The organism is Brachyspira pilosicoli P43/6/78, assembly GCF_000325665.1.
Lineage (GTDB): Bacteria > Spirochaetota > Brachyspiria > Brachyspirales > Brachyspiraceae > Brachyspira > Brachyspira pilosicoli.
On the sequence record NC_019908.1, the window covers coordinates 130,195 to 155,836 of the forward strand.

The following is a 25,642-nucleotide window of genomic DNA, read 5'->3' on the forward strand; positions in this document are numbered from 1 at the left end:
TTATTCATTATGATAATGACTTTAAGATGGTTTGGAAGTAGTTTTGATTCTGTAACTTTAAAACAAATTAGGCAAATACCTGGAGTAAAAGGCGTTATAACAACATTATATGGAAGTAAAGTAGGAGAGGTTTGGAGAGATGAAGAAGTAAAAAATATAAAAAAAGAAGTAGAAGATGCAGGACTTAAAATATATGGTATAGAGAGTGTAAATATACATGATGATATAAAAATAGGGCTTCCTAGCAGAGATAAATATATAGAAAATTATATAAAAACATTAGAAGTTTTAGGTAAAAATGAAATTAATTTAGTATGCTATAATTTTATGCCTGTATTTGACTGGACTAGAAGCGATTTAGCAAAAGTTCGCCCTGATGGCTCTACTGTATTATCTTATGACCAAGAAATAATAGAAAAAATAGACCCAGAGAAAATGTTTGAACAAATTGATTCTAATTCTAATGGATTTGTACTTCCCGGCTGGGAGCCTGAAAGGTTGAGCAGATTAAAAGAGCTTTTTGAAATGTATAAAAATGTTGATGATGAAAAGTTATTTGAAAACTTAAAATATTTCTTAAGTGCTGTAATGCCTACATGTGAGAAATATAATATAAAAATGGCTATACACCCAGATGACCCTGCTTGGCCTGTATTTGGACTTCCTAGAATAATAGTTAATAAAGAAAATATTTTAAGAATGGTTAATAGTGTTAATAGCTCTTGTAATGGAGTTACATTATGTGCGGGCTCTTTAGGCTCTAATCCTAAAAATGACATACCTGATATAATAAGAAGCTTAAAAGACAAAATATTCTTTGCTCATGTAAGAAACTTAGAACATACAGCACCAGGTAAATTCCAAGAAGCGGCACACTTATCAAGCGACGGCTCAATGGATATGTTTGCTATTATGAAAGCATTTTATGATATAGGTTTTGAAGGACCATTTAGACCAGACCATGGAAGAGCTATTTGGGACGAAGTGTCTATGCCTGGTTATGGGCTTTATGACAGAGCATTGGGTGCTGTTTATTTACAAGGTTTATGGGAAGCAATAGATAAAATGAATAAGTAATTTAATAATATATTCTTTTTATTATTATTTATATATTGCATTTATTTGATTATACTATAGCATTATAAGAATAGGATAATATTATGAAAACTTTTATGGGTGAAGATTTTTTATTGGGAAGCGAAACTGCAAAAACTCTTTTTTATAATTATGCTTGCCAAACTCCTATATTTGATTATCATTGTCATCTTAATCCGAAAGAAATTTTTGAAAATAAAAAATTTAATAATCTAACAGAGATTTGGCTTTACAATGACCATTATAAATGGAGAATGATGAGGGCTAATGGTATAGATGAAAAGTTTATTACAGGTAATGGAGATGATTATGATAAGTTTATTGCTTGGGTTAAAACATTATCTAACTTAATAGGTAATCCTCTCTATCATTGGAGTCATTTGGAGCTTCAGATGTATTTTGATATTTATGAAATTATTAACGAAGATAATGCTGATTTAATATGGAAAAAAGCAAATGAAAAATTAGAGAGTATGACTGTTAAAGATATTCTTAAAAAATTTAGAGTTCATACAATAGGCACAACCGATGATCCAATAGATAATTTAGAATATCATAAATTAATTAATGAAGGTAAATCAAAAATAGGAAAGATTGATACAAAAGTAGTACCATCTTTTAGACCGGATAAAGCTATAAATATAGAAATGTCTGATTTTAGTGATTATATAAAAAAGCTAGAAGAGGCAAGTAAAATAAATATTATAAATATAAAATCATTAGTTGAAGCTTTATATAATAGAATAGATTATTTTAAAAGTTTAGGCTGTGTGTCAAGTGATTGTTCATTATCTGTAGTACCTTTTAATTTAGATGATGAAAAAAATATTGATAGTATTTTTAAAAAAGCTATGAATAAAGAAATATTATCTCATGAAGAAATAGAAAAATACAAAACATATATTCTCATAAAACTAATAAAAAAATATAGAGAATCAAATTTAGTTATGCAAATACATATTTCTGCAATGAGAAACAGTAATGAAGTAATGTTTAAAAAATTAGGTGCTGATACTGGATATGATTCTATAGGAGATTCTAATATTATAGAGAAATTATCATTGTTATTAACAACAGCAAATAATGACGGAGGACTTCCAAAGATAATTTTTTATAGTTTAAACAAAAAAGATTATTATCCTCTTTCAACTCTTATGGGCTCTTTTCAAGATGGCGGCATAAAAGGTAAAATGCAGCTTGGTTCTGCTTGGTGGTTTTTAGACAATAAAGATGGAATTAAAGAGCAAATTAAAACTCTTGCTAATACTGCTTCATTAGGTTTATTTATTGGAATGCTTACAGATTCAAGAAGTTTTTTATCATATTCAAGACATGAATATTTTAGAAGGATATTGTGTGATATTATAGGGGAGTGGGCAGAGAATGGAGAAGTGCCTAATGATATTAAATATTTAGGAAGTATTGTAGAGAATATATGCTTTAATAATGCCAATATTTACTTTAACAGTTAAATATGATAGATTAAATTACTATAATATTAAACAAAAATATTAATAATATGTAAATACAATTTTTATAAATAATAATAAAAATAATTTTATGGAATTTCTATGTTAGAGAAATATATACAAACTAAAATAATACCAGTAGTAGTTGTAGAAAATGAAGATGAGACAAGAAAAATAGCAGAACTTTGTTTGGAGTTTCTTCCTTCTATAGAATTAACTTTAAGAACAGAATACGGATATAAAGCATTAGAAATATTAGCTAAAGATTATCCAAATATTCAAAGGTCTGCTGCTACAGTTTTAAATATAGAACAAGTTAAGAGAGTAGTTGATTTAGGCACAAATATAATAATAAGTCCTGGTTTTCAGCCTGCAATGCTTGAATATGCTAAAAATAAAAATTATTATTATATACCTGGTGCTGCTACTCCTTCTGAAGTTGAGCAATGTTTAGCTTATGGGTATAAATATATAAAGTTTTTTCATGCTGCTCTTTATGGTGGGATTAATTGGATAAAAAGCATCGCTCCTGTTTACAAGCATACAGGTGTTAAATTTATGCCTTTAGGCGGAGTTAATATTGATAATGTAAAAGAATATTTGCAAAATGAATATGTATTTGCATGCGGAGGTACTTGGCTTTGTCCAAGGAATCTAATAGAAGAGAAAAATTGGAAAGAAATAAAAAGAAGATTTGAAGAGGCTAATAAATTAATAAAAGAACTTCAAAATTAATTATTTATTTTTAATTGCTTTCAAACATTAAACCAATATTGACATTATTATATTAACTTAATATAATAACTTTTATTAAGGAATGTTTTATGGAATTAATTTTATATATAATAATAGGTATAATTTGGCTTATAGTTAGCCTAATACAAAAGGCAGCGAAAGGCAATTCAAAGAAGGTTAATAGAGGCAAAGCTATAAATAAAAAGGCTGCTACAAATAATAGAAAGTCTTATAATAGTGATGATGAAATATATAGAAATCTTAGAAAAAGCATAAGTGAATTAAAAAATATAAATGAAGATGAAGAAGATGACTTTTATGATGATGAGTATGAAACTAATAATGAAATATTAGAAGAGCAAAATAGATATGCTTCTAGGATAAGAGAAATAGAGTCTCAAAAGTCTAAAATTATGGAAGAAAGTCCAGTATTCAATAATGTAGTTAACAATAAAAAACATGTTAATCATATGCTTACTTCTTTGGATATAAAAAATGCTATTATATATAATGCCATATTAGAGCCTAAAAGAATAAACTATTATAGAAGATTAAAGAGAGAAACAAATAAATGAAATCTTTTGAAGAGTTAATATCTATAGTAAAAAAGCTTCGCGGGGAGAATGGTTGTGCTTGGGATAGGGTACAGACATTTGATAGTTTAATACCTTGTTTTTTAGAAGAGGCTTACGAGGTAGTTGAGGCTATTAATAATAAGGATTATGAGAATATAAAAGAAGAGCTTGGAGATATTTTGCTACATGTTGTATTTTTTTCTGAGCTTGCTAATGATGAAAATAAATTTAATATAGATGATGTTTGTAAGAATATTAATGAAAAACTTATAAGAAGACACCCGCATGTATTTGGGGATAGCAAAGTAAAAGATGTTAATGGCATATTAAAACAGTGGGAAGAGATAAAAAAAGAAGAGAAGAAAAATAATAATAAAAGTATATTAGACGGAATACCAAAATCTTTGCCTATAATGGAGAAATCATACAAGTTAATGAAAAAAGCTGCTAGCGTTGGTTTTGAGTATGAGAATATAGATGACTCTTTAGATAAGATAGAAGAAGAGCTTATAGAAGTTAAAGAGGCTTATAACGAAAAAGATAAAGAGCATTTGGAAGAAGAAATAGGCGATTTAATAATGACTGTTTTAGATTTTGCCCGTATGAATAAAATCAATCCTGTTAATTCATTATTAAGAGTAAATGAAAAGTTTAAAAGAAGATTTCAATATATAGAAGAAATGTCAAAAAAAAATGAATAAAAGCTTAGAGGACATGAGCTTAGAAGAGATGGATAATCTTTGGAATGAATATAAGGCTATAGAAAAAAAGAATAGTTAGTAAAAATATTTATTTACTTCTTTGACAATATTAAATTATATAATATAATACTTGTGTATTTAAAATATATTAGGAATATAGATGAATAAATATAATATAGGTCAAATATTTTTTATTACTTTTATCTTTTTATCAATATTTATAATGTATCAGCTTTTAAAACCATTTGGTATGGTGATATTTTTTGCTTTAGTTTTTTATGTTGTTTTATCACCATTATTCAAAAAGGCTATAGGTAAAAGTTATGGTAAAGAAGATAAAATATCTATGATTAAAAGGCATACTTTGGCTTTATTATTTTCTTTAACATCTTTAATTATATTTTTAGTTCCTACTAGTTTATTATTATATACTATAATAGTTCAGCTTATAGATATATCAAATATTGGTATAAAATATTTTATGAATTTAGATTTTAATTCTATTTTAAATAATGATAGATTAAGAGAATTATTATCAATGCTTCCTGTAGAAATATCGGCAGCAGAAATATTAAGAAGAATACAAGATAGTTTATTATCAAATTTAACTTCTGTTAGTTCATATTTAACTCAGAATGTGGCAGGCATATTAAAAGGAACAGGTAAGTTTGTAAGTTCATTTATATTTATGATGTTTTCTTTATTTTTCTTTTTTGTAGATGGAGAATATTTAAAGGAGCAAGTAAGTTCATTAATACCAATAGAAAAAAAATATTTAGATAGATTATTCAAACAAGCTTCTGAAGGTATAAGGGGAATAATATTTGGAAACTTATTTACAGGTATATTTCAAGGTGTTTGTGCTTTTATAGTTTATTCTATATTTGGTGTTACTAATTCTTTAACTTTTGCACTTCTTACAATTATAGCTTCATTTATGCCTATAATAGGTACTACTATTATTTGGATACCTCTTGGAGTGCTTTTTATAATTAATGGAGAAATTTTAAGAGCTATAATATTTTTAGTAGTTTCTTGGTTCTTTATTACTATACCAGACAACTTTGTTCGTCCTTTGCTTTTGGGAAATAGAATAGAGCTTCACCCATTGTTTATATTCTTTGCTATATTGGGTGGTGTTTTATTTTTCGGACTTTCTGGAATCATACTTGGTCCTTTAACTTTTATATTATTCTTTGAGATTATGAGAATGTATAATGAAGAGAGATTATTTTCTGATAAAGAAGAGAAAAAAAGAGCTGTCAATAATTCTGTTAGAATAAGAAGAGTTAATAGTTATAAAAGACATCATAGACAAAATAGACCAAATAGAAATAATATTTAAAGGTTTTGTTTTTATCAATGAAAATATTAATAATAGGAATGAACTATATTGGAGATACTATATTTATTACTCCAATTATAAGGGCTATAAAAAAACATTATGGTGGAAATTGCACTATTGATGTAATAAATGGAAGCAGAGGAATTGATATATTAAAAGAAAATCCATATATAAATAATATTATAGTTAGAGATGAGAATAATTTAGAGTTTATAAAAAAAGAAAATTATGATATAGGTTTTGCAGCAAATACATCATTTATTTCAGCATCTATTTTAAAAAAAGCTAATATACCAGTGAGAGTGGGTGTTAATAGTGAATGCAGAGGATTTTTACTTACACATAAAACTTCTTGGAAAAAACACAGTAGACATATTGTTGATACCATACTTTCAATTTTAAAACCTTTAAATATAAAAGATGATGGTTTTTACACAGAATTATTTTTAAGCAAAGAAGAAGAGGCATTTGGTTATAACAAAATGAAAGATTATAAAAATGCCCTAATCGTTCATGGTGGAGCTACACGCATAAGTAAAAGATATACTCATTTTGTAGAGTTAATTAAAGAGTTCAAAAAAGAGTTTAATGATGTGCCAGTAATTATTATAGGCTCTAAAGATGATGCATCTTTTGCAAACACCATGAAAGAAAATATTAATGATATAATAGATTTTACTGATAAACTTACAATAAGAGAGCTTATATCTGTAATAAAATATTCGTATGCTTTAATTGGAGGCGATAGTGCCCCTTTGCATATTGCAAATGCACTTGGAATATATTCTATAGGCATATTTGGAGATACACTTCCTTTAATATACGGAGTTCGAGGAGATAAGGCTTTTAATATAGAAGCAAGAGAAAAATATTGTAATAAGATAAAAAGTTTTCATTGCGAGTATATAAAAAGAGGCTGTAAAACTATAGATTGTTTGAATAAGTTAGATTATAGAGATATTTTGCCGTATTTAGTATCTATTTATAAAAAATTATAAAAATCAATTTTTAGTTAATTTATTATTTTTATATGTTTATTTGTGGGGACTAGCCACCTGCGAAGCGTGCCCATAGGGTACACACCCCCACTTCTTTTGCGACCGAAGGGAGTGCCGGCGGCGTGCCACAAAGAAGCAAAAAGGCTGCTATTTTTTATTTTAATATTGAGAATAATTATATATTTAAAATATTAAGTTTCAGTATTTATTTTTTTTAAAATATATAATTATAAAAATCAATTTTTAGCCATTATGTTATTTTCTATATTCTTATCTAAGACAAAAATATCTTTTACATTTTCGTTTGTAAGCGGTGAGTAGAAACTATTTATTAATTGATAGCCTGATTTTATAGCATTAGTGTCATAAGCACTATAAACATAATTGCTTGATAGTGTAGGCATATTAATGCTTGGGTTTTCTTTTATAGGCTTCATTACAAACTCAAAGCCATTATCTCTAAAAAATGCATAATATGTTGGAACATAAGAAAAACTAATTTCTCTGTTTTCATTAATTTCTAATGAGAGAATAGTGCCTATATCTAAATACGGATATCTTCCTTTATGGTTAGCAATAAAATTACCCAAAGAATATATTATTATACCGCTATTATTAGTGCCGTTATATACTTCTGCTGGTCTTGGTACATGAGGGTGATGACCTATTATAATATCAACTCCATTTTCTATTAATGCCCTTGCTGTTTCTATAGTTGTATCTTCTGGAGCTATTGTGTATTCATAACCAAAATGTAATGATATTATCTTTATTTCATTGTTTGTTGCTAAAGACATATCGCTTTTTACTTTTTCTACTAAATCATCTTTTTTTGGATAGAAGTTCATAAAATAAAAATGACCGTCTTTATTTGTTTTGTGGCTTAATCCATTATCAAGCATAGTGTATGCTGATATAAATATTGGTATACCGTTTATATTTGTTATTATAGGAGAGATATACGGTGAGTTTGTTGAGCCTCCTAATGTGAGTATGTTATTTTGATGAAGCATAGATACTGTTTCTGTTTCTGCTTTAGCTCCTTGGTCATATGCATGATTATTTGCTATAGAAAAAGTGTTAAAATAATTAAAGAAATATTCTAAATATTCTTTAGAGCCGTTAAACTCTGGATAAGGCATAGGAGGTTTATTAGTATTTACTACAAACTCTAAATTTGCAAATACAATATCTCCTTGAAAATAATCTTTTAAATCTATTAGTATATCATTACCTTCAAAAGCTTCTACAACTTTTGGGTGAGTCATAATGTCGCCTGTAAAAACTAATTTAGCTCTTCTTATAGTTTCTTTGTTATTCTTTTTGTTTTCTTTAGATTCGCATGAAAAAAGAAACATCAATATAAATAATATACTAATAATTTTTTTCATCTATTCTTCGTCCTTTTCTATATTATTTTCTGCATTAACTTCAGTATTGTTTATATTATTTACATCGGATATTCTAATGCTATTTATAGGAGTAAATTCCATCTCTATTATTCTTCTGTCTTCAACTTTCATTATCCTTACTCTATAATCATTCAATATAAGCCTTTCATTTACATCAGGTATATGGTCTAATTTATCTAATACATATCCTGCTATAGTTTGATATTCTTCATGTTCTATATTTAAGTTTAATACTTCATTTACATCTTCAATTGATGCTGTTCCATTTACTATAATTCTTTTTCCTTTTAACTTTATTAAATCCTTCTCTTTCTTATCGCTCTCATCTTCAATATCTCCCATAATCTCTTCAACAATGTCCTCCATAGTAACAAGTCCAGAAGTTCCGCCGTATTCATCTATTGTAATAGCCATCTGCAATTTTCTTTTTTGCATATCGCTAAATAAACTGCTAATAGTTTTAGTTTCAGGTACAAAATATGGAAGCATAATATAATCTATTGCTTTCTTTTTCATTTTGCTTGCTTTGCCGTTATTTTTTATGTAATCTTTAAATAAAGCCCTTGTGTGAAATATTCCTATAATGTGGTCAATAGTCTCTTCATAAACAGGAAATCTTGAAAGACCAGTGTCTACTGTTAAACGCATAATTTCGTTAATATCTGTATCAGCCTCTATACATACCATATCCACACGTGGAGTCATTATCTCTTCTACTGTTTTGTTTCTAAAATCCATTACTCCAGTAAGTAAATCATGTGTATAGCCTTTAATAATTCCAGCTTTATGTCCCAAATTAATTATTGTTGTTATGTCTTCTATACTTGATAATGCACTCTTTTTTTCTTTATTTCTTAATTTCTTCGGTACAAAATAATTCATTAAAAATGTAGTTATTTTATCCATTATAAAAGTAATAGGAGTAAATATAAAATAAAAAACTTTCATAAAATAGAGTAGGGAAGGTATAAGTTTTTCTGCATTTACTCTCATTATAACTTTTGGAAGTATCTCACCAAATATAATAATAAGTATTGTAATTAAAGTTGTTGATATAGTAACCATTACGCTTCCGGATATATGAGGCAGAGCATCGGCTAATCTTATAGCAAATACAGTTATTATTGAGCTTGCTGTAATATTAACTATGTTATTTCCTACAAGAAGAGTGGGTATCATAGAATTACTTTTACCCCAATATTTTGTATCATCTTCTTTAATTTTGTTTTCTCTCACAAGACGCATTAATGTTACTTCGTCTATGCTGGTGTATGCTGTTTCGCTTCCAGAAAAAAGTCCTGATAGCATTATTAATATTAATATGCTAAATATTTCAAATAAATAAATTAATATAACTTCCATAATAGTAATAAAAAATTAATGTATCCTTTGTTTTATTTCTTGCATAAAATCATATCCAGGGTCTGTTTTTATTGTAAATCTGTATGTTGGGTCTATTTCTCTAAAAAGATGATAATGAGGTGAATTGGTATCTCTATATTCATAATGCCCTATGACATATTTTATGCTTTTATAATGATTTTTTAAATATTTAATTAGTTTGATATTTGCATTAAGCTGTTCTTTTGTAAGTTTACCAGCAAAACCTATATTTTCTATGCTTATTGCCGTATAATTTAGACCTATAGTGTGTCTTGCCATATATTCTAAAGGAGTGCTTGCGTATATAGTGCCGTTTGTATCAACTAAAAAATGAGTGCCTACATTAACATCTCCGCCTGAATCTATATCTTTTCTTCCTACAAGAAAATCATTTTGAAAAACATTTAGAGCTATTTGCAAATTTCTTGTTTCTGTAGAATGCACAACTATTATTTGCGGATTGACCAAACTATAATTTGGATAACCATAATGTTTTTTACTGTATTCAGACATCAAACTTAGTTTTAATGTGCTTGGATATATTTTATATATATTGTGTATTTCTATAGTACTATTTTCTTTATTAGATATAATATTTTTATTACTACTACATGATATTAGAGTTATAAAAAAGAATAATATAACAATATTTTTCATACAGCAATTATATAATAATTAAGCATCCATAGCTATATTAACGCTAACGAAGCCAATATTAGATTGAAAAGGTATTATAATAGTTTGTAAGTTTTTCGGGATAATTTGAATTTCTTTACCATAATAAAGTATAGGAGGAGTGATATCGCAGCTTATACCTTCTTCAGATAATTTAGTAATAGCAAGTCCGCTTATAGTGTTACCCATTTCGTTTATAACACTTCTCATCATATCTTCAAACTCATCTTCAGAGTCATAATCGCTGCGTTTTTTATCTGTAAGACTTTCTGTTAGAAGCTGAGAAAAATTTTCAGGGAATTCATATAAAACTTGACCATTAACATCGCCAACTATTCCTATAGCAACACCATAACCTGAAAATAATTTACGTCCTTGTCCTTTTACTAAAGTGCCTTTTTCCATAGGGATACCAGCCATTTCTTTAAATATAGAAACTAGAGATACTATGAAAGGATTTATAAATCTTACATCCATAAATTTTATAGGAGTAGTAGCCATATAATTTTCCTCTTAAACATCAAATATTAATCACAATACCTTTAGTATAGCATATATATATCTTTATTTCAATAACTTTTTTAATGCTATATAATTTTGAAGTATGTACTTATAATATAATAAAAAAATAAAACTTTTATTAATAAAAATACATAATTATTGATTTTTGTTTTTATTTTGGTATAATGCTTGTCAAATAAAATCAAAGTAAGTTAAAGTAAATTAAAGGAAAATATTGGTGAAAAAAGTTATTATTTCAATTATATTGATTAGTTTAATGGTTTCTTGCAAGAGTGTTAATAATAATATAGCTAATAATGCTGTTAAAGAAATAGAAGATAAAATTACATTAAAAGATAGGGTTGGGTTATATAAGTCTAAAAGTCCATATTTTGTTTTGAATATTGATTTAAAAAATAATGGTTATGCCTATGTAACTTTGAAGGGTTGGATGGTTTATAATGGAATGATTAAAGTAGGAGAGCCTGATTCTGAAGATAAAATATTTAAATTACAAGTTGATAATATTACATATATAATATTAGAGTTTAATAATAAAAATTTAGATGATGCTAAGGCTTCAATATTCTTGAAAGATGTTTTACAGCAGGCAATGAATTTAAATAAAGCATAATTTTTTATTTTGCTTTATCGTTATTTTTATTAATTAAATTCGAAAGCTCCATTATTGAAAACATTGATATTAACCTTAAAGAAAAGTTATTCATATCAAGCCCCGATATAATAAGCAAACTCAAAGCTATAAGTTCAGGATAATATTTTTTTTAAAAGCAATGATGCTGTGAAAGAGCTAAATAGGGTTATTAAAAATAGCATTATTATAATCATATATATTAGTGTTGGAAGATATATGCCTACATTTAATGCATTATATAAAGAAATTGTGAAAAATAAAAATCTCTCTCCAAATAAAAATGATGTTACAGATATAATTATAAGTATTAATAATGCAAAAGCTTTATTTATGTTTTTAATTATTATCTCATTCATAAATATCATTATATACGCTATCATTAATATTATAAAAGATATAGATGATACTTTTGATAAATATACTGATAAATATGATGAAAAATAATGTAAAAAATCAAAATCTAATAATTTGTTTATTGATATTATTATATAATTTAGATTAGATGATACTAAACTTAATAATAGAAAAATATAAACTCCTCTTGTTATTTCATATATATCTTTTTTAATTATTATTGGAAAGAGTATATATATAGTAAGCACTAAAGTAGAAATAAAAAATAGCAATTCTATTATGTTGTATGTGTTTATATGTGTTATATATAGTTTTAATGTGCCTGTGATGAGAAATATTATACCAAGAATAGAGTATGAAATTTGAGAATCAAACATGTAGTTATAAAATTTATAAAAAAGCAGCAAAAAAAAAGTAATTAAAATGCTATAGTTAAGTATGTAAGACAGCAGATAAAATACAGATTCATTATTGATTATAAAAACTCTAAAAAATATATAATTTAATAATACAGCAATAACAAAATAATTAGCCCAAGTACGATATGTATTTATAAAAGAAACATCATTTATTTTTTTTGATAAGTATATCATTTTTTATTTTTCCAGTATCATTAAATATATTAGTTAATGATATTTTATTATATAAGATTTATATTGTTTTTCAATATTCATAGTTTCCATTTTCATCTATTTTGTATATTATTTCTCTTTTACTATTAATAAATACATCATATCCTACTTTTATATTTTTCCAAAAGTTTATTAATTTATCTGATTCTCTTCTATTTTTAATATTTTCTTCTGTCATTTTAAATGGAAATATATATACAGGAATTTTTTTCTGTCCATTATTTTTAGCATGTACGGCATATAAGTAAATTTCTTTTATTTTATCATCTGTCATAGGTATGCATCCTATAGTAACTTCAGAGCCATGTATGAATATATCTCCGCCTAATTTGTTTCTTTTTCCTTTTATCTGGTCAGATTTATTAGGGTAGTTAATGCCTAAAGATAAATAATAACTGCTTGCAGGATTAAACCTATCTATATAATAAAAACCTTCTGGAACTTGTAAATCTCCTTCCATTCTTTTTGGTCCTAATACGCCAGATTTTGATGCTATGTTATATTGTGCTATTTTTTTGTAGGTTTTATCTGCATTATTTTTGGCATATATTTCTAATATAGATTCTTCTTTATAAGCTATAATTATTATATTTAATTTGTTTATAGATATATTATTGTTTTGTAGATTTTGTTTGATTATTTGTTCTTTATCTTCTATTGCTTTTCTTACTCTGGGGTATCTTTTTTGTTCGTCTAAAAAGTTTGCTGAAAATAGTAATGTGTTTAATATAAATAATGATATTATTATATATTTTAACATTCTCTGTCCTTATTTATGCGGTATAAAATTAATTATAATTTTACTATTGTCGGTAAAAAAGTTTATTTTAATGATTAAAATATTAAAAGATTAAAGTCGATATAAATAGATAGTATGTAAATTAATAATTTGCTTGCAAAAAGCGATAATAAATGTTATATTTTTAATATACTTTAAAATGAGGATTTGATATAAGTGTTGGATAGCACTACAGTTTATGGCAATGTTAATGAGAATATTCTTGATTATTCTGCAATCTTAGAAGTTACTGTAAAAGATATACAAAATTTCTTAACAGAATTCGGAAGAGTTTACAGCTTTATAGGAGAGAAGTTTCCATTAATAGAACAAGAAATGAAAAATGAAAATGAGAAATCAATTTCTCTTTTAAGTTATTTTACAGAAAAAGATACTAAAAAAAACTTTTCTAGCGACTTCCAAGAAAACCAAGAAGATTTTTTTAAATCTTTTGATAGAATGCAGTCATTAATAAATCAAGATGATGTTTTATCAAATTCTATTATTGAAGACGTTAATATTATTAGTAACGTAATGGACTCTATAGAAGAGATAAGAAAATTAGCAGATCAGATAAAGGTTTATTCTCTTAATGCTATTATTATAGCTTCAAAATACGGTTCCGGCGGTAAGGCTTTTGGAGAAATATCAAAAAACATCATAAAAATGTCAGAAACTTCTAACGAACAAGCTGACCAGATGAATAGAATAGGGCAGGAATTATTCGTACAGTTTGATAGGTTTAAAGATGAGATATTAAAAACTAATGAGATGCAAAGAAGAAGCTTTAATATAATGAGAGAGCAATTAGATAAAGAGCATAATAATATGGTTAATTCTTTTGCTACTTTTTCTAATATGATTTCTGATATAATATCAAGAGTAGATAATAGCTATGATTATATATTTGAAGTGATGATGATACTTCCGCAAGAAGATATTATTAGGCAGCAAACAGAACATATAATAGAATCTATAAAACATATTGTAGAAGAGAATAGAAAGTTTATAGATGCTTATGGGAAGGAAGTAGTTGCTATAAATAATGCTGCAGAATTAGAAAATAATGAGTCTTTGGAGCATAAATTATTAGATTTGCTTACTTTTGATGATGTTGTTTTGAGTTTAATAATAGAAAATTTTAAATCCATACATAAAGAGATATTAGATAACAATGCTCGTATAAATGATAGTTTAAAAGGATTAAAAGAGAGCTTGCTTGATATATCATCAGATAGAAACACTATAGTTGAATATATGATAGGTGCTCAATCAGGCAAATCAGAGTTTCCTTTTAGTGTATCAGATTCTATATTTAATGAATATTTGGGTTTTATTAAACTTTATTTAGACAATTTCAAATTATTCTTAAGCAATAAACATAGAATATCAGATAATAATGCCGGTATAATAGATTCAATAGAAGAGCTTGAAAATATGTTCTTAGAGACAAAAAACATTGCTAAGGCATTTAACTCTATTAACTTCTTAGCTAAAATAGAATTAGAGAAAAATAGTGATATATTTAGCGATTCTCAAACATTTTCTATGGTTAGCGTTGAATCTATAGCTACAAATATTACGGATACTGTTGATGTTTGTTTGGAGAAATTTGAAAATATCAAAACTACAATATTTAGTGCTATTAATAAGTTTAAATTTAATATTAATCAGCAGTCTATAGAAAACTCATTTATAGAATCTATGATGGATAATATTTATAAACGTTTGGAAGAGTCTAAAACTATTATAGAAGATAATATTAAAGGTTTGGACACGCATGCTAAAGAGTTGTTTAATTTAATAGAAAAAACTCTAATAGACTTAAGCTCTTTAACTACTCTCTTAACAAAGATTAATGAGATAATGGAAGTATTTAATAGAATGCGTGACATTATAAGAAATAAGAAAAATGAATATTACAAGACTTTAAACATAGATAATTGGAAAATAGAAAGTGATAAATATATGGAAATAGTAAATTATTATACTATAAAGAAAGAAAGAACTATAGCGAACAGTATTTTATCTGGAGAAGAGGCATTAAATGTCGATATTAACATAGAAGAAGGTTCGGATAGTGGCGATTTTACATTATTTTAGGAGGTATTTATGTCTGTTATAGAAATAGACGAAAATCTTAATATAAGAACTATGAGCAAATATTTTAAGAATGTTATAAAGGCAGCTAACTACAATGAAGATACAACTATAAAATTTCCAGAAGGTAGTCATTTAGATTTAGCTGGCTTGCAAATACTTTATTCTATAAAAAAAGAACTTGATAAAAATCAAAAAAAACTTATAGTAGAAGGGTTAGATAATTCTTTTATAGAATATTTTAATATTGGAACCAAATAATTAATATATAAATTTAATGAAAAAATAAGAGGTTAAATGTATGGCTAAAACAATACTAATAGTAGACGATTCAAATACTGCTAGAGCATCTGTTGAGTATACTTTGAAGAAGGGGAGTTATGATGTAATTTCTGCTGATGACGGTACTACTGGATTAGAAGCTGTAAATAAGGCTGCAAATATTGATATGATTATTACAGATTTGAATATGCCTAAGATGGATGGTATAGAGTTTATTAAGAATGTTAGAAAATTTGATAAGTATAAATATACTCCTATACTTATGCTTACAACAGAATCTCAAGATGATAAGAAGATGGAAGGTAAGGCAGCAGGAGCTAGCGGTTGGTTAGTAAAACCTTTCAACCCTACACAGCTTTTAGATGTTGTTAAACGTTTTTTAAATTAATGTTTAATTTTTGTGTAGTAGTATATAATAAATCAGAGGTTATATATGTTTGATAGTGATGAATTTATTTCGATATTTTTGAGTGAGGCTAATGAAATAGTTGAAGGACTTGAAAATGATTTAGTTTTGCTCGAAGATAATAAAAGTGATGAAGACCTTTTAAATAAAATATTTAGAAGTGCCCATACTTTAAAATCTTCTGCTGGTACTGTTGGTTTCACTACAATGAGTGAGTTAAACCACGTTGCAGAAAACTTATTGGAGAAGGTAAGAAGCGGTAAATTAGATGTTACACCGCAGATGATTACTGTTCTATTAGAGTTTTTGGACACTGTAAAACTTATGCTTCAAAATATAGTAGATGGTGTTGGCGAAGCAGACGGCGTTACAAATATAGAAAGCTTAAAAGCTAAAATAAAAGCTATAGCTGAAGGAAATGATATAAATACTGTATCTGTAGAGAAAAAAGAAGAAGCACCTAAAACAGAGGAAAAACCTAAAGAAGAGAGTAAAGCATCTTCTTCAAATAATATGTTTCATATTGAAATGATATTTAAACCTAGTATTTTTGACAATGGTATAGACCCTCTTATGTTTTTAAATGACCTTAAGGCTATAGGTACTGTTAGTAATTTAAAAATAGATATTAGTAATGTTCCTGCTATATCTGACTTAGAAGATCCTTATGCTTGTTACACTCAATTTTCATTGGATATTGAAACTGCTTCTACTATAGAGCAAGTTCAAAATATATTCTTATTTGTTATAGATGATAATGATATTAATATTACTGAGAAAGTAGAAGAAAAAGTTGAAGAAACTAAGGCTGCTGAAGAAAAAGTTGAAGAAAAGGCAGAAGAGAAAGCCGAAGAAAAACATGAAGAAGATAAGAAAGAAGAAGCTCATGATGATAAGGCTAAAGAAAATAAGGCAGCTCCTGCTTCTAAACCTACAGGAACTAAGGTTCAGGCTCCTTCTACTGTAAGGGTTGATATAAGAAAATTAGACAGCTTGATGAACTTGATTGGAGAGCTTGTTATAGCACAATCAAGAATAATGCAGCTAACACAAAATTTAGATATAGATAATGGCTTAAAAGAGGCAGTTAGTTCTATGGACAGAACCTCAAGACAAATACAGGAAGAGGTTATGAACATAAGAATGATGCCTATAGGACCTATATTTACACAATTCCATAGATATGTAAGAGACCTTAATTTGGAATTAAACAAAGAAGTAAAATTAGTTCTTAAAGGTGAAACTACAGAGATAGATAAAAATATGTTGGAGCAATTATCTGACCCTCTTAAACATATTATTAGAAACTCTATGGACCATGGTATAGAAAAAACTAAAGAAGAGAGAATTGCAAGAGGAAAACCTGAGTTTGGTACTATTACAATGTCAGCAGCTCACCAAGAGGGACATGTTGTTATAGAGGTGTCTGATGATGGTAATGGATTAAACAAAGAGAAAATATTTAACAAAGCTGTAGAAAAAGGTTTGTTATCAAAAGACGGCAATTACTCTGATGCTGAAATATATAGAACAATATTTAGCCCAGGTTTATCAACAGCAGAAAAAGTTACTGACATATCTGGAAGGGGTGTTGGTATGGACGTTGTTAGGGCTAATGTTGAAAAGATGAAAGGAAAGATTGAGATAAAGAGTGCCGAAGGAGTTGGAAGCACATTTATTATTAAACTTCCTTTAACTTTAGCTATTATAGAAGGTATTACTTTTGCTATAGGTGAACAGATTTATGTAATGCCTTTAATATCTATCATAGAGCAGATAAAAATTAAAAGCGACCAGGTTAAACCTTTTGAAGGCAAGGGAGAGATGATAAAAATCAGAGATGAATATTTACCTCTCATAAGACTTCACAAGGTATTTGAGATAGATACTCAAGTTAATGAGATAGATGATGGTATAGTTGTAGTTGTTGAGGCAGGATATAGAAAATGTGCTATATTTGTAGATGAGTTACTTGATCAGCAGCAGGTTGTTATTAAGTCTTTGGACTCTGCTTTCAGCAAACATGCAGGAATTGCTGGGGGTACTATACTTGGAGATGGTAGAATAGCTCTTATTATAGATATACAGGGACTTGTTAATATATCTTTACAGAATAAAGTTAATAATGGCGTTAAATAATAAAGGATTTTAATATGTTGGATAATCAAAAAATTAATGCTAGTGAAATAGCACAGATTGGCGGTGTGGGTATAGGTGCTGAAGAAAATGCTTCCACAGAGCCAAGTCAGCAATTTCTTGTTTTTAAGATAGACAACGAAGAATATGCTCTTGATGTGCTAAGTATAGAGGGTATAGTTGGTGTTACTACTATTACTCCTGTGCCTGGAAGTCCTAAATATATGAGAGGGCTTATTAATTTAAGAGGTAATATTTTACATATAGTTGATATAAGAATGCGTTTTGGACTTGAAAGAAGAGATGACCGTTCTATAGAAAATGATGTTATTATAGTAATATCTACCTCTAATAGAAGATTTGGCATACTTGCAGATATGGTTTCTGATGTTATTACTGTTTATGAAAGTCAGATGACTGCTACTCCTATTGCTAATGTTAGCGGATTACAGATATCTAATGTTATTAGACTTGAAAATAAGATTATTATGGTTCTTCCTATAGAGGATATAGTAAAATCCAATGATGCTATAAGTAAGGCTATAGTTTGAGGTTTTTTATATGAGTGAATTAAATCTTGCACCTTTAACAGACAGTGAGTTTAATGAGTTAGTTAGAATTATTTATGATAAAACTCGTATACAAATGTCTGAACATAAAAGAGCTTTAGTTACTTCTAGAATAAGTAAAAGAATTAGAGCTTTAAATATGTCTTCTTTTAAAGAGTATATAGACTATTTAAAAGGTGCTCCTGATGAAGAGGTTACTAATTTCATCAATGCTGTTACTACAAATAAAACTGACTTCTTTAGAGAAAATAAACATTTTGAATATATGAAAACTACTTTTCTTCCAAATTGGGAAAAAAGCTACAAAGAAGGAAAAGTTAATAATTTAAGAATATGGTCTGCTGCTTGTTCTACAGGTGAGGAGCCTTATACTATTGCTATGACTCTTCATGATTATTTTGGAGAGAGATTTAATCATTATGATATAAAAATTTTAGCAAGCGATATAGATACTAATGTGCTTAGCCATGCATGTGCTGGAATATATAAAGAGGAGACTGTAGAAACTATTCAAACTAATACTTTAAAAAAATATTTTCTTAAAGGTACTGGAAATAATGCTGGCCTTTATAAAGTGAAAAATATTTTGCAAAAATGTATATCTTTTAGACAGCTTAATTTTAAAGATGAAGATTTTGATATACATACTAAATTTGATTTAATATTTTGTAGAAATGTAATAATTTATTTTGATAAAGAGTTCCAAAAGGAATTATTTAATAAATTTTATAGATATATGAAAGAAGATAGTTATGTATTTATAGGGCATTCTGAAACATTGTTTGGTATTTCAGATTTATTTAAATATATTTCTAGCAATATCTATAAAAAGATTTAATTGCGGGGTTTGATATATGTTAGATTTTCCATCAGCTGCCAACAGCAATTTTAAAAGAATAACAATATATATAGGCGGTTATTATGCCTCTAGACAGCCTGCGGTAATAAAAACAGTTTTGGGAAGTTGTATTTCGGTTTGTTTGTTTGAGAATAATTTGAAATTTGGCGGCATGAATCACTTTATGCTCCCTGAAATGAAAGAATGGGAGAATCCTGAAGATGATTATAATTATACTAGATATGGTCTTTATGCTATGGAGGTGTTAATAAACGAAATAATTAAACTTGGAGGAAAAAAGGCTAATCTTACTGCTAAAATATTTGGAGGCGGACACGTTTTGACTGGAATGACTAGTAATGTGCTTCAAGTACCAGATAAAAATATTAGATTCGCTAGAAAATTTTTAGCTGATGAAAATATCCCTATTATTAGTGAAGATGTTGGAGGCTCTTGGCCTAGAAAGGTGTTTTTTTTCAACACTGAAAATAGAGTACTTATGAAAAAGATTGAAGGTAAAACTAAAGAGTTCTCTGCTGAACAAGAAATTAAGTATTCTAAAAACTTACAACAAAAAATTGAAGAGAAATCTGATATTACATTATTTTAATATAAGGAAAATGTTATATGGCTAATAAAATTAAAGTTTTATCCATTGATGATAGTGCATTGATAAGACAATTGCTTACAAAAATTGTTAATTCTGACCCTGATTTGGAAATGGTTGCCACTGCTGCTAACCCTATACTTGCAGAGGCTAAATTAAAAACTATAAAACCTGATATTATTACTTTAGATATAGAAATGCCTGAAATGGACGGTATTACTTATCTTAAAAAACTTATGATTAATAATCCTATTCCTGTAATAATGTTTAGTTCTTTGCTTGATAAACATAGAGAATTAGCATTAGATGCTTTAAATATTGGTGCTTTTGATTATGTTATTAAGCCTTCTGCTAATGTAAGAGGCGGTGTTGAGGAACTAGCTACAGATTTAGTTGAAAAGATAAAAAACGCTTATAACAACAGAGCTAAGTTTTATAAAAAGCATGGTGTTGCTATGCCTACAGAAACTACTACTAATATTACTCATAATAGAGTTGTGGTAGAAGCTCCTAAAACTTCAGGATTTAAAGTTTATCCAAAAAATAATGCTGATATTATACTTCCGCTTGTACCTTCTAGAGAAGTTGCTATGGATAAAATTATACTTATAGGCTCTTCTACAGGCGGTACTGAGGCTTTGATAGAATGTTTAAAAAATGTTACACCTTCTGCTCCTCCTATAGTAATAGCTCAGCACATGCCTGAACATTTTACTACTTCTTTTGCTAGGAGATTGAATACTGTATTAAAAATAGAAGTTTTTGAATCTGAAGATGGTATGAGTATAGGACGCGGTCAGGCAGTACTTGCAAGAGGCGGAAAGCATACTATGATAAAAGTTAAAAATGGAAAGTATTATATTGAAGTTGTAGATGGTGAGCCTGTTACTAGACATAAACCTTCTGTAGATGTACTTTTTAGAAGCGGTGCTGTATATGCTAAAAATAAAGCTATAGGTATCATACTTACTGGAATGGGTGATGATGGTGCTAATGGTATGAAAGAAATGAAAGATGCCGGTGCTTATAACATTGCTCAAAACGAAGAGACTTGTACTGTTTTTGGTATGCCAAGAGAGGCTATTGCTAGAGGCGGTGTAGATGAGATACTTCCGCTTGATAGAATATTAGCCGCTGCTCTTAAAAAAGCATAAAAATTATATGAATAACGACATATATGATTATATAAATAAATGGGTGGGTAATACTACCATTTATCCAAGATACAAAATTGATAAAGCTTTAGATTTTGTAACTAATATTATAAATAACAATAATGTATCTATAATTGCTACTGGTGCTAAAAGAAACAATACTAATGTTAGTTATATGGAGTATCTCAATTTATTTTTAATAACTGATAGTAATAGCAAAGATACTAGAGTTTTTAAAAAAGATATTTCAAAGATATTAGAAAAAGAAAATATAGAATATAATGATATATTAGATTCTCTTATTATTGTTTATGATAAAGAGAAGATTGTATTAAGACCAAGTTTCAAAGTTGAAGAAGAGAACAAAAAGATAGAAGGTGCTTTAATTACTTCTTCTGACGGAGAAAATAATATATATTATCCCAAATTAGACAATAAAAATTTTGATAAAAAAGAATATGAATGTAAAGATAATTTTATCAATTTAATTAGAATATTCAAATACATATTTCAAAGTTTCAATGGCGAGATAAAAGAGTTAAATGAGTTTAATTATGAGCTTATTGAAGCTTTGATATGGAATATACCTAATGAATATTTTAATTTTAAAGATTATGATGATGGATTATTAAAAGCTATAAGTTATTTATATGACAAAATTGCCTCTGAAGATTATATTGAACTTTCTGAGATTAATGATATTAAGGTTTTATTTTCAACTAAAAATAATATTAACAGAAAAAATGTATTAGTGGCATTATATAAACTAAGAAAATACATAGAAGAGAATATGTAAGAGGTTTTTTAATATTTCTTGTTTTATAAAAATTCAATATTTTTAGCATATACTTAGTATTTTTATCTAAAAGCATAGATATTATTTTATATATATTTTTATAATACATATAAAATTAAATAACTTGCACTTTTTGGTTCTTTTGACGAAGTCCGCACAGCGAAGGCGGGAAAAAGAACAATAAAATTTTTAGTTTCTTTATTTGTGGGGACTAGCCCCAACACCCCCAGTTCTTTTTTAGTATAAAAGAACCAAAAGAACTGCATTTGAGTAAATATAGATTTTTATGTATAATTATTAAATCAATATGCACTTTGGAGAAAACAAAAAATGAAAATATTAGGTATAGATACTTCTTGTGATGATACTTCTGTGGCAATAGTAGAAGATGGGAACAATGTTTTATCATCAGTATTAAGTTCTTCTATAGATGCTCATAAAGAGTTTCAAGGTGTAGTTCCAGAGATAGCGGCAAGAAAGCATTTGGAAGCTATACTTTATGTAATAGATAAGGCATTAAAAGACGCTGACACAACATTAGATGATATAGATTTATTTGCTGTTACAAATCGCCCTGGGCTTTTAGGCTCTCTTCTTGTGGGTGTTGGAAGTGCTAAGGCTTTGGCTTTTTCTCTTAATAAACCATTATTGGCATTAGACCATATAGCAGCACATATATATTCTCCTCATCTTACAAACAATATAGAGTTTCCTTATATAGCATTAGTTGTTTCAGGAGGTCATACAATTATTACAGAGGTTCATGATTATGGCGAGTATAAAGTTGTGGGTACTACTTTAGATGATGCTGTTGGTGAGGCTTATGATAAGGTTTCTAAGTTTTTAAATCTTGGCTATCCGGGCGGACCTATTATAGACAGATTAGCAAAAGAAGGAGATAAAGAAGCTATAAAATATCCTATTGTACTTCTTAATGGAGTTGATGAGTTTAATTTTTCTTATAGCGGACTTAAAACAGCTTGCGTATATTCTACACAAAAATATTTACAAAAAGGTTATGAGCCTACAAATGAAAATATAGCAGCTGCTTTTCAAATAAGTGCAATAGAGCCTTTATATATAAAGACACTTAAATATGTTGAAAAAAGCGGTATAAAGAGAGTTACATTATCTGGGGGAGTGGCATGCAACAGTTATTTGCGTGAAAGGTTTGGAAACTCTAAAGACTTTGAATGTTATCTTCCTGCTTTGAAATATACTACAGACAATGCTGCTATGGTTGCAGGGCTTGCCTACTACATGAAAGATAAAGAAGAGTTTGCTGATTATGCTTTAGACTGCTCTTCTAGGGTTTTAAATAAAAAGTATAATAAAAATAAAAGCATAAAAAACTAATATATTTAGGAAATAAAAATGAACAGCAAAGAAAATCAATATTTCTACAGTGCTTTAAATAACATTAATAAAAAAGAATATGATAAAGCTATAGAGGATTTATTAAAGGTTATAGAATTAGATGAAAAGAATTTAGATGCTTATTATAATTTGGCTGCGGTTTATTATGATATAAAAGATTATGATAATGCTATAAAAACTTATAATAAATCTATAGAAATATATCCGCATGATTTTGATATTTATTATAGTAAGGCTCAAATATATTTAGAGAAAAATGAAATAGAAAAAGCTATAGAAGATTTAGAAAAAGCAATATCTCTAAATAAGGCTTATTCTGATGCTTATTATTTACTTGCTGTTTGCTATAGAAGACAGAAGAAATATAAAACAGCACTTAAATATTTAAAAGAAACTTTGAAATATAACAGTGAAGATTATATCGCTTATTATGATGTTTATAGAATATATAATATTTTTATAAAGCATGAAAAAGATAATGAAAAAAAAGAAAAATATGAAAAGCTCTCTCAAAAATATTTAAAAAAATCTGCTGATTTAGGTTACGATAAAGCTTTAGAAATATTAAAAGATTAATTATTTATAAGAATATCCATTAACTTTGACTGCATATCTATATTGTTGTTTAAATCATTGCTTTCTAATTTTGTTTGAAATATTAAGTTGGTAGAGTTATTATTTTTTGAGAGAATATATATATAATCTCCAAGGATTAAAGCTTCTGATATATCATGCGTAACATAAATAATAGTTTTATTTGTTTTTATTTGTATATTTTTAATTATATCAAGTAATTCTTTTTTTCTTTTAATATCTTGACCTTGTAATGGTTCGTCCATTAGTAAAAAGTCTGAATTATAGGCTAATGCTCTTGCTAATGATAATCTTTGCTTCATGCCTCCGCTAAGCTCATTTGGTTTGCTGTGTATATTATCAATTAGGTTGGTTATAGTTAATGCTTCTTTTATAGTTTTATCTCTTAGGTTTTTATTTTTGATTTTGTCTTTTAAGATATAATTAATATTCTCATATGCGTTTAAATGATTTAATAATCTTGGCTCTTGATACACAAAAGAGGGGCTCTCAATTTTTTTAGCAATTATATTAAGCAGAGAAGTTTTTCCGCACCCTGATGAGCCCAATATAATATTTATTTTATTTATGTGCAAACTAATTGAAAAGTTTTTAAATATTATATTATCATTATATGAAAGATTTATATTGTTTATTTGCCAAACGTTAGCAACTATTTCTTTATCATTACAAATCATTTTGAAGCCTCATTATAATTTCAAATATAATATTAAATATAATTGCAATCAAACAATATGCAAACAAACTAACAGTGTTTAAATATAAATGCGATTCATATAGTTTTGTGCCGAGCCCTAATGTTGGCAGAGTTATAATTTCTGAAGCTAATACGCTTTTCCAAGTCATGCCCATTGATTGCGATATTGAAGTGAGTATATATGGTTTTATTGATGGTATATACAAAGTTATTAATTGATTTTTAAAAGACACATTATAAGAGTTTGACATTTCTATGAGATTTTTATCAATGTTTATAATGCCATTTACTACAGCATCATATATTATTGGAAATATTACAAACAAAGATACAAATATAGGCACTAAATTATTATTAAACCATAATACTGCTATTAAAATAAGAGGTATTGTTGGAATTGTTCTAATAAAGTTTATGATTGGCATTAAAATATATCTAACACTTTTAAATATACCAGAAATTATTCCTAATGTTATAGCAAGCAAAAATGAAAGAACAAAAGTAACTATCACCCTTATAAAAGTATATAATAAATTAGAGTAAAAATCTTTTTGAGAAATTATATTTATTAAATCTAAAAAAATCTTATCTATACTTGGGAAAATAATTTCAGAATTAATTTTTAGAGAAATAAAACTCCATATAGCTATGAATAATATTATGCCTACAAAAAAATATATAATCTTTTTTTTCATTGTTTTTTATTATGTTAAATATGCTAAATCATTATTTAATTTTTTAATGATACTAAAAAATAATAAATTGTCAAATTGTATTG

The 25,642-nt window shown here is 27.2% G+C and carries 27 protein-coding genes; 19 read left to right on the forward strand and 8 right to left on the reverse strand.

What is annotated here, in order from left to right; genetic code table 11:
• The first annotated feature begins 9 nt into the window (after positions 1-9).
• The 7 genes from uxuA (at position 10) to BPP43_RS00610 (ending at position 6,918) form a co-directional block, all read left to right on the forward strand.
• Positions 10-1,077 carry a mannonate dehydratase gene (gene uxuA, locus BPP43_RS00580; RefSeq protein WP_015273855.1) on the forward strand — a complete coding sequence of 356 codons (1,068 nt, stop codon included), beginning with the start codon at positions 10-12 and terminating at the stop codon, positions 1,075-1,077.
• A gap of 83 nt (positions 1,078-1,160) precedes the next feature.
• Positions 1,161-2,567, forward strand: coding sequence for a glucuronate isomerase (uxaC, locus tag BPP43_RS00585; RefSeq protein WP_015273856.1), 1,407 nt, complete (start codon positions 1,161-1,163; stop codon positions 2,565-2,567).
• 99 nt (positions 2,568-2,666) lie between these two features.
• Positions 2,667-3,299: a bifunctional 4-hydroxy-2-oxoglutarate aldolase/2-dehydro-3-deoxy-phosphogluconate aldolase gene (locus BPP43_RS00590; protein WP_015273857.1), complete on the forward strand. Its 633-nt coding sequence runs from the start codon at positions 2,667-2,669 to the stop codon at positions 3,297-3,299.
• Positions 3,300-3,388: 89 nt separating this feature from the next.
• Positions 3,389-3,874 carry a hypothetical protein gene (locus BPP43_RS00595; RefSeq protein ID WP_013243436.1) on the forward strand — a complete coding sequence of 162 codons (486 nt, stop codon included), beginning with the start codon at positions 3,389-3,391 and terminating at the stop codon, positions 3,872-3,874.
• Complete coding sequence (gene mazG / locus BPP43_RS00600) at positions 3,871-4,575, forward strand: nucleoside triphosphate pyrophosphohydrolase (RefSeq protein ID WP_015273858.1); 705 nt, start codon at positions 3,871-3,873, stop codon at positions 4,573-4,575. The genes BPP43_RS00595 and mazG overlap by 4 nt, the downstream gene beginning before the upstream one ends.
• 160 nt (positions 4,576-4,735) lie before the next feature.
• Positions 4,736-5,920 (forward strand): AI-2E family transporter, encoded by a 1,185-nt coding sequence (locus BPP43_RS00605; RefSeq protein WP_015273860.1) that lies wholly within the window; start codon positions 4,736-4,738, stop codon positions 5,918-5,920.
• 17 nt (positions 5,921-5,937) lie between these two features.
• The gene (locus BPP43_RS00610; protein ID WP_015273861.1) at positions 5,938-6,918 is read left to right on the forward strand and encodes a glycosyltransferase family 9 protein; all 981 of its coding nucleotides are present in this window, start codon (positions 5,938-5,940) and stop codon (positions 6,916-6,918) included.
• 236 nt (positions 6,919-7,154) lie between these two features.
• On the opposite strand, the gene BPP43_RS00615 is transcribed toward BPP43_RS00610, so the two are convergent.
• The 4 genes from BPP43_RS00615 to BPP43_RS00630 are packed head-to-tail and all read right to left on the reverse strand — an operon-like array spanning position 7,155 to position 10,889.
• Positions 7,155-8,309 carry a CapA family protein gene (locus BPP43_RS00615; RefSeq protein ID WP_015273862.1) on the reverse strand — a complete coding sequence of 385 codons (1,155 nt, stop codon included), beginning with the start codon at positions 8,307-8,309 and terminating at the stop codon, positions 7,155-7,157.
• Entirely contained in the window at positions 8,310-9,692 is a 1,383-nt protein-coding gene (locus BPP43_RS00620; protein ID WP_013243431.1) for a hemolysin family protein, read from the reverse strand.
• A 15-nt stretch (positions 9,693-9,707) separates the two neighbouring features.
• Complete coding sequence (locus tag BPP43_RS00625) at positions 9,708-10,370, reverse strand: peptidoglycan recognition protein family protein (RefSeq protein ID WP_015273863.1); 663 nt, start codon at positions 10,368-10,370, stop codon at positions 9,708-9,710.
• 18 nt (positions 10,371-10,388) lie between these two features.
• On the reverse strand, positions 10,389-10,889 hold the full coding sequence (locus BPP43_RS00630) for a chemotaxis protein CheX (RefSeq protein WP_013243429.1): 501 nt from the start codon (positions 10,887-10,889) through the stop codon (positions 10,389-10,391).
• Between the two features lie 238 nt (positions 10,890-11,127).
• On the opposite strand from BPP43_RS00630, the gene BPP43_RS00635 reads away from it, so the two are divergent.
• The gene (locus BPP43_RS00635) at positions 11,128-11,523 is read left to right on the forward strand and encodes a hypothetical protein (RefSeq protein WP_015273864.1); all 396 of its coding nucleotides are present in this window, start codon (positions 11,128-11,130) and stop codon (positions 11,521-11,523) included.
• A gap of 134 nt (positions 11,524-11,657) precedes the next feature.
• Here the strand turns inward: BPP43_RS00635 and BPP43_RS12505 are convergent, their stop codons facing one another.
• Together BPP43_RS12505 and BPP43_RS00645 are read right to left on the reverse strand one after the other, a co-directional pair.
• The gene (locus BPP43_RS12505; RefSeq protein ID WP_015273865.1) at positions 11,658-12,491 is read right to left on the reverse strand and encodes a WESB_1763 family membrane protein; all 834 of its coding nucleotides are present in this window, start codon (positions 12,489-12,491) and stop codon (positions 11,658-11,660) included.
• A 70-nt stretch (positions 12,492-12,561) separates the two neighbouring features.
• The gene (locus tag BPP43_RS00645; protein WP_015273866.1) at positions 12,562-13,290 is read right to left on the reverse strand and encodes a L,D-transpeptidase family protein; all 729 of its coding nucleotides are present in this window, start codon (positions 13,288-13,290) and stop codon (positions 12,562-12,564) included.
• Between the two features lie 195 nt (positions 13,291-13,485).
• Between BPP43_RS00645 and BPP43_RS00650 the strand changes: the two genes are divergently transcribed.
• From BPP43_RS00650 to BPP43_RS00700, 11 genes are all read left to right on the forward strand, one after another.
• The gene (locus BPP43_RS00650; RefSeq protein WP_013243425.1) at positions 13,486-15,411 is read left to right on the forward strand and encodes a methyl-accepting chemotaxis protein; all 1,926 of its coding nucleotides are present in this window, start codon (positions 13,486-13,488) and stop codon (positions 15,409-15,411) included.
• A 9-nt stretch (positions 15,412-15,420) separates the two neighbouring features.
• Positions 15,421-15,669 (forward strand): hypothetical protein, encoded by a 249-nt coding sequence (locus BPP43_RS00655; RefSeq protein WP_013243424.1) that lies wholly within the window; start codon positions 15,421-15,423, stop codon positions 15,667-15,669.
• Between the two features lie 40 nt (positions 15,670-15,709).
• Positions 15,710-16,078 carry a response regulator gene (locus tag BPP43_RS00660; protein ID WP_013243423.1) on the forward strand — a complete coding sequence of 123 codons (369 nt, stop codon included), beginning with the start codon at positions 15,710-15,712 and terminating at the stop codon, positions 16,076-16,078.
• Between the two features lie 45 nt (positions 16,079-16,123).
• Positions 16,124-18,235 (forward strand): chemotaxis protein CheA, encoded by a 2,112-nt coding sequence (locus BPP43_RS00665; protein WP_013243422.1) that lies wholly within the window; start codon positions 16,124-16,126, stop codon positions 18,233-18,235.
• 14 nt (positions 18,236-18,249) lie between these two features.
• On the forward strand, positions 18,250-18,783 hold the full coding sequence (locus BPP43_RS00670) for a chemotaxis protein CheW (RefSeq protein ID WP_013243421.1): 534 nt from the start codon (positions 18,250-18,252) through the stop codon (positions 18,781-18,783).
• 10 nt (positions 18,784-18,793) lie between these two features.
• Positions 18,794-19,639 carry a CheR family methyltransferase gene (locus BPP43_RS00675; RefSeq protein WP_013243420.1) on the forward strand — a complete coding sequence of 282 codons (846 nt, stop codon included), beginning with the start codon at positions 18,794-18,796 and terminating at the stop codon, positions 19,637-19,639.
• 16 nt (positions 19,640-19,655) lie between these two features.
• Positions 19,656-20,249: a chemotaxis protein CheD gene (locus BPP43_RS00680; protein WP_013243419.1), complete on the forward strand. Its 594-nt coding sequence runs from the start codon at positions 19,656-19,658 to the stop codon at positions 20,247-20,249.
• Positions 20,250-20,266: 17 nt separating this feature from the next.
• Positions 20,267-21,400 carry a protein-glutamate methylesterase/protein-glutamine glutaminase gene (locus BPP43_RS00685; RefSeq protein ID WP_013243418.1) on the forward strand — a complete coding sequence of 378 codons (1,134 nt, stop codon included), beginning with the start codon at positions 20,267-20,269 and terminating at the stop codon, positions 21,398-21,400.
• A gap of 7 nt (positions 21,401-21,407) precedes the next feature.
• A complete protein-coding gene (locus BPP43_RS00690; protein ID WP_013243417.1) occupies positions 21,408-22,196 on the forward strand; it encodes a nucleotidyltransferase-like protein in 789 nt (262 codons plus the stop codon).
• A 330-nt stretch (positions 22,197-22,526) separates the two neighbouring features.
• Positions 22,527-23,552, forward strand: a complete 1,026-nt coding sequence (tsaD, locus tag BPP43_RS00695) for a tRNA (adenosine(37)-N6)-threonylcarbamoyltransferase complex transferase subunit TsaD (RefSeq protein ID WP_014933441.1) — start codon at positions 22,527-22,529, stop codon at positions 23,550-23,552.
• Between the two features lie 18 nt (positions 23,553-23,570).
• Entirely contained in the window at positions 23,571-24,149 is a 579-nt protein-coding gene (locus tag BPP43_RS00700; protein ID WP_015273867.1) for a tetratricopeptide repeat protein, read from the forward strand.
• Here BPP43_RS00700 and BPP43_RS00705 read toward each other — a convergent pair.
• Positions 24,146-24,844, reverse strand: coding sequence for an ATP-binding cassette domain-containing protein (locus BPP43_RS00705; RefSeq protein ID WP_015273868.1), 699 nt, complete (start codon positions 24,842-24,844; stop codon positions 24,146-24,148). The two genes, BPP43_RS00700 and BPP43_RS00705, sit on opposite strands and share 4 nt — an antisense overlap.
• A complete protein-coding gene (locus BPP43_RS00710; RefSeq protein ID WP_015273869.1) occupies positions 24,834-25,559 on the reverse strand; it encodes an ABC transporter permease in 726 nt (241 codons plus the stop codon). The genes BPP43_RS00705 and BPP43_RS00710 overlap by 11 nt, the downstream gene beginning before the upstream one ends.
• Positions 25,560-25,642 lie beyond the last annotated feature (83 nt).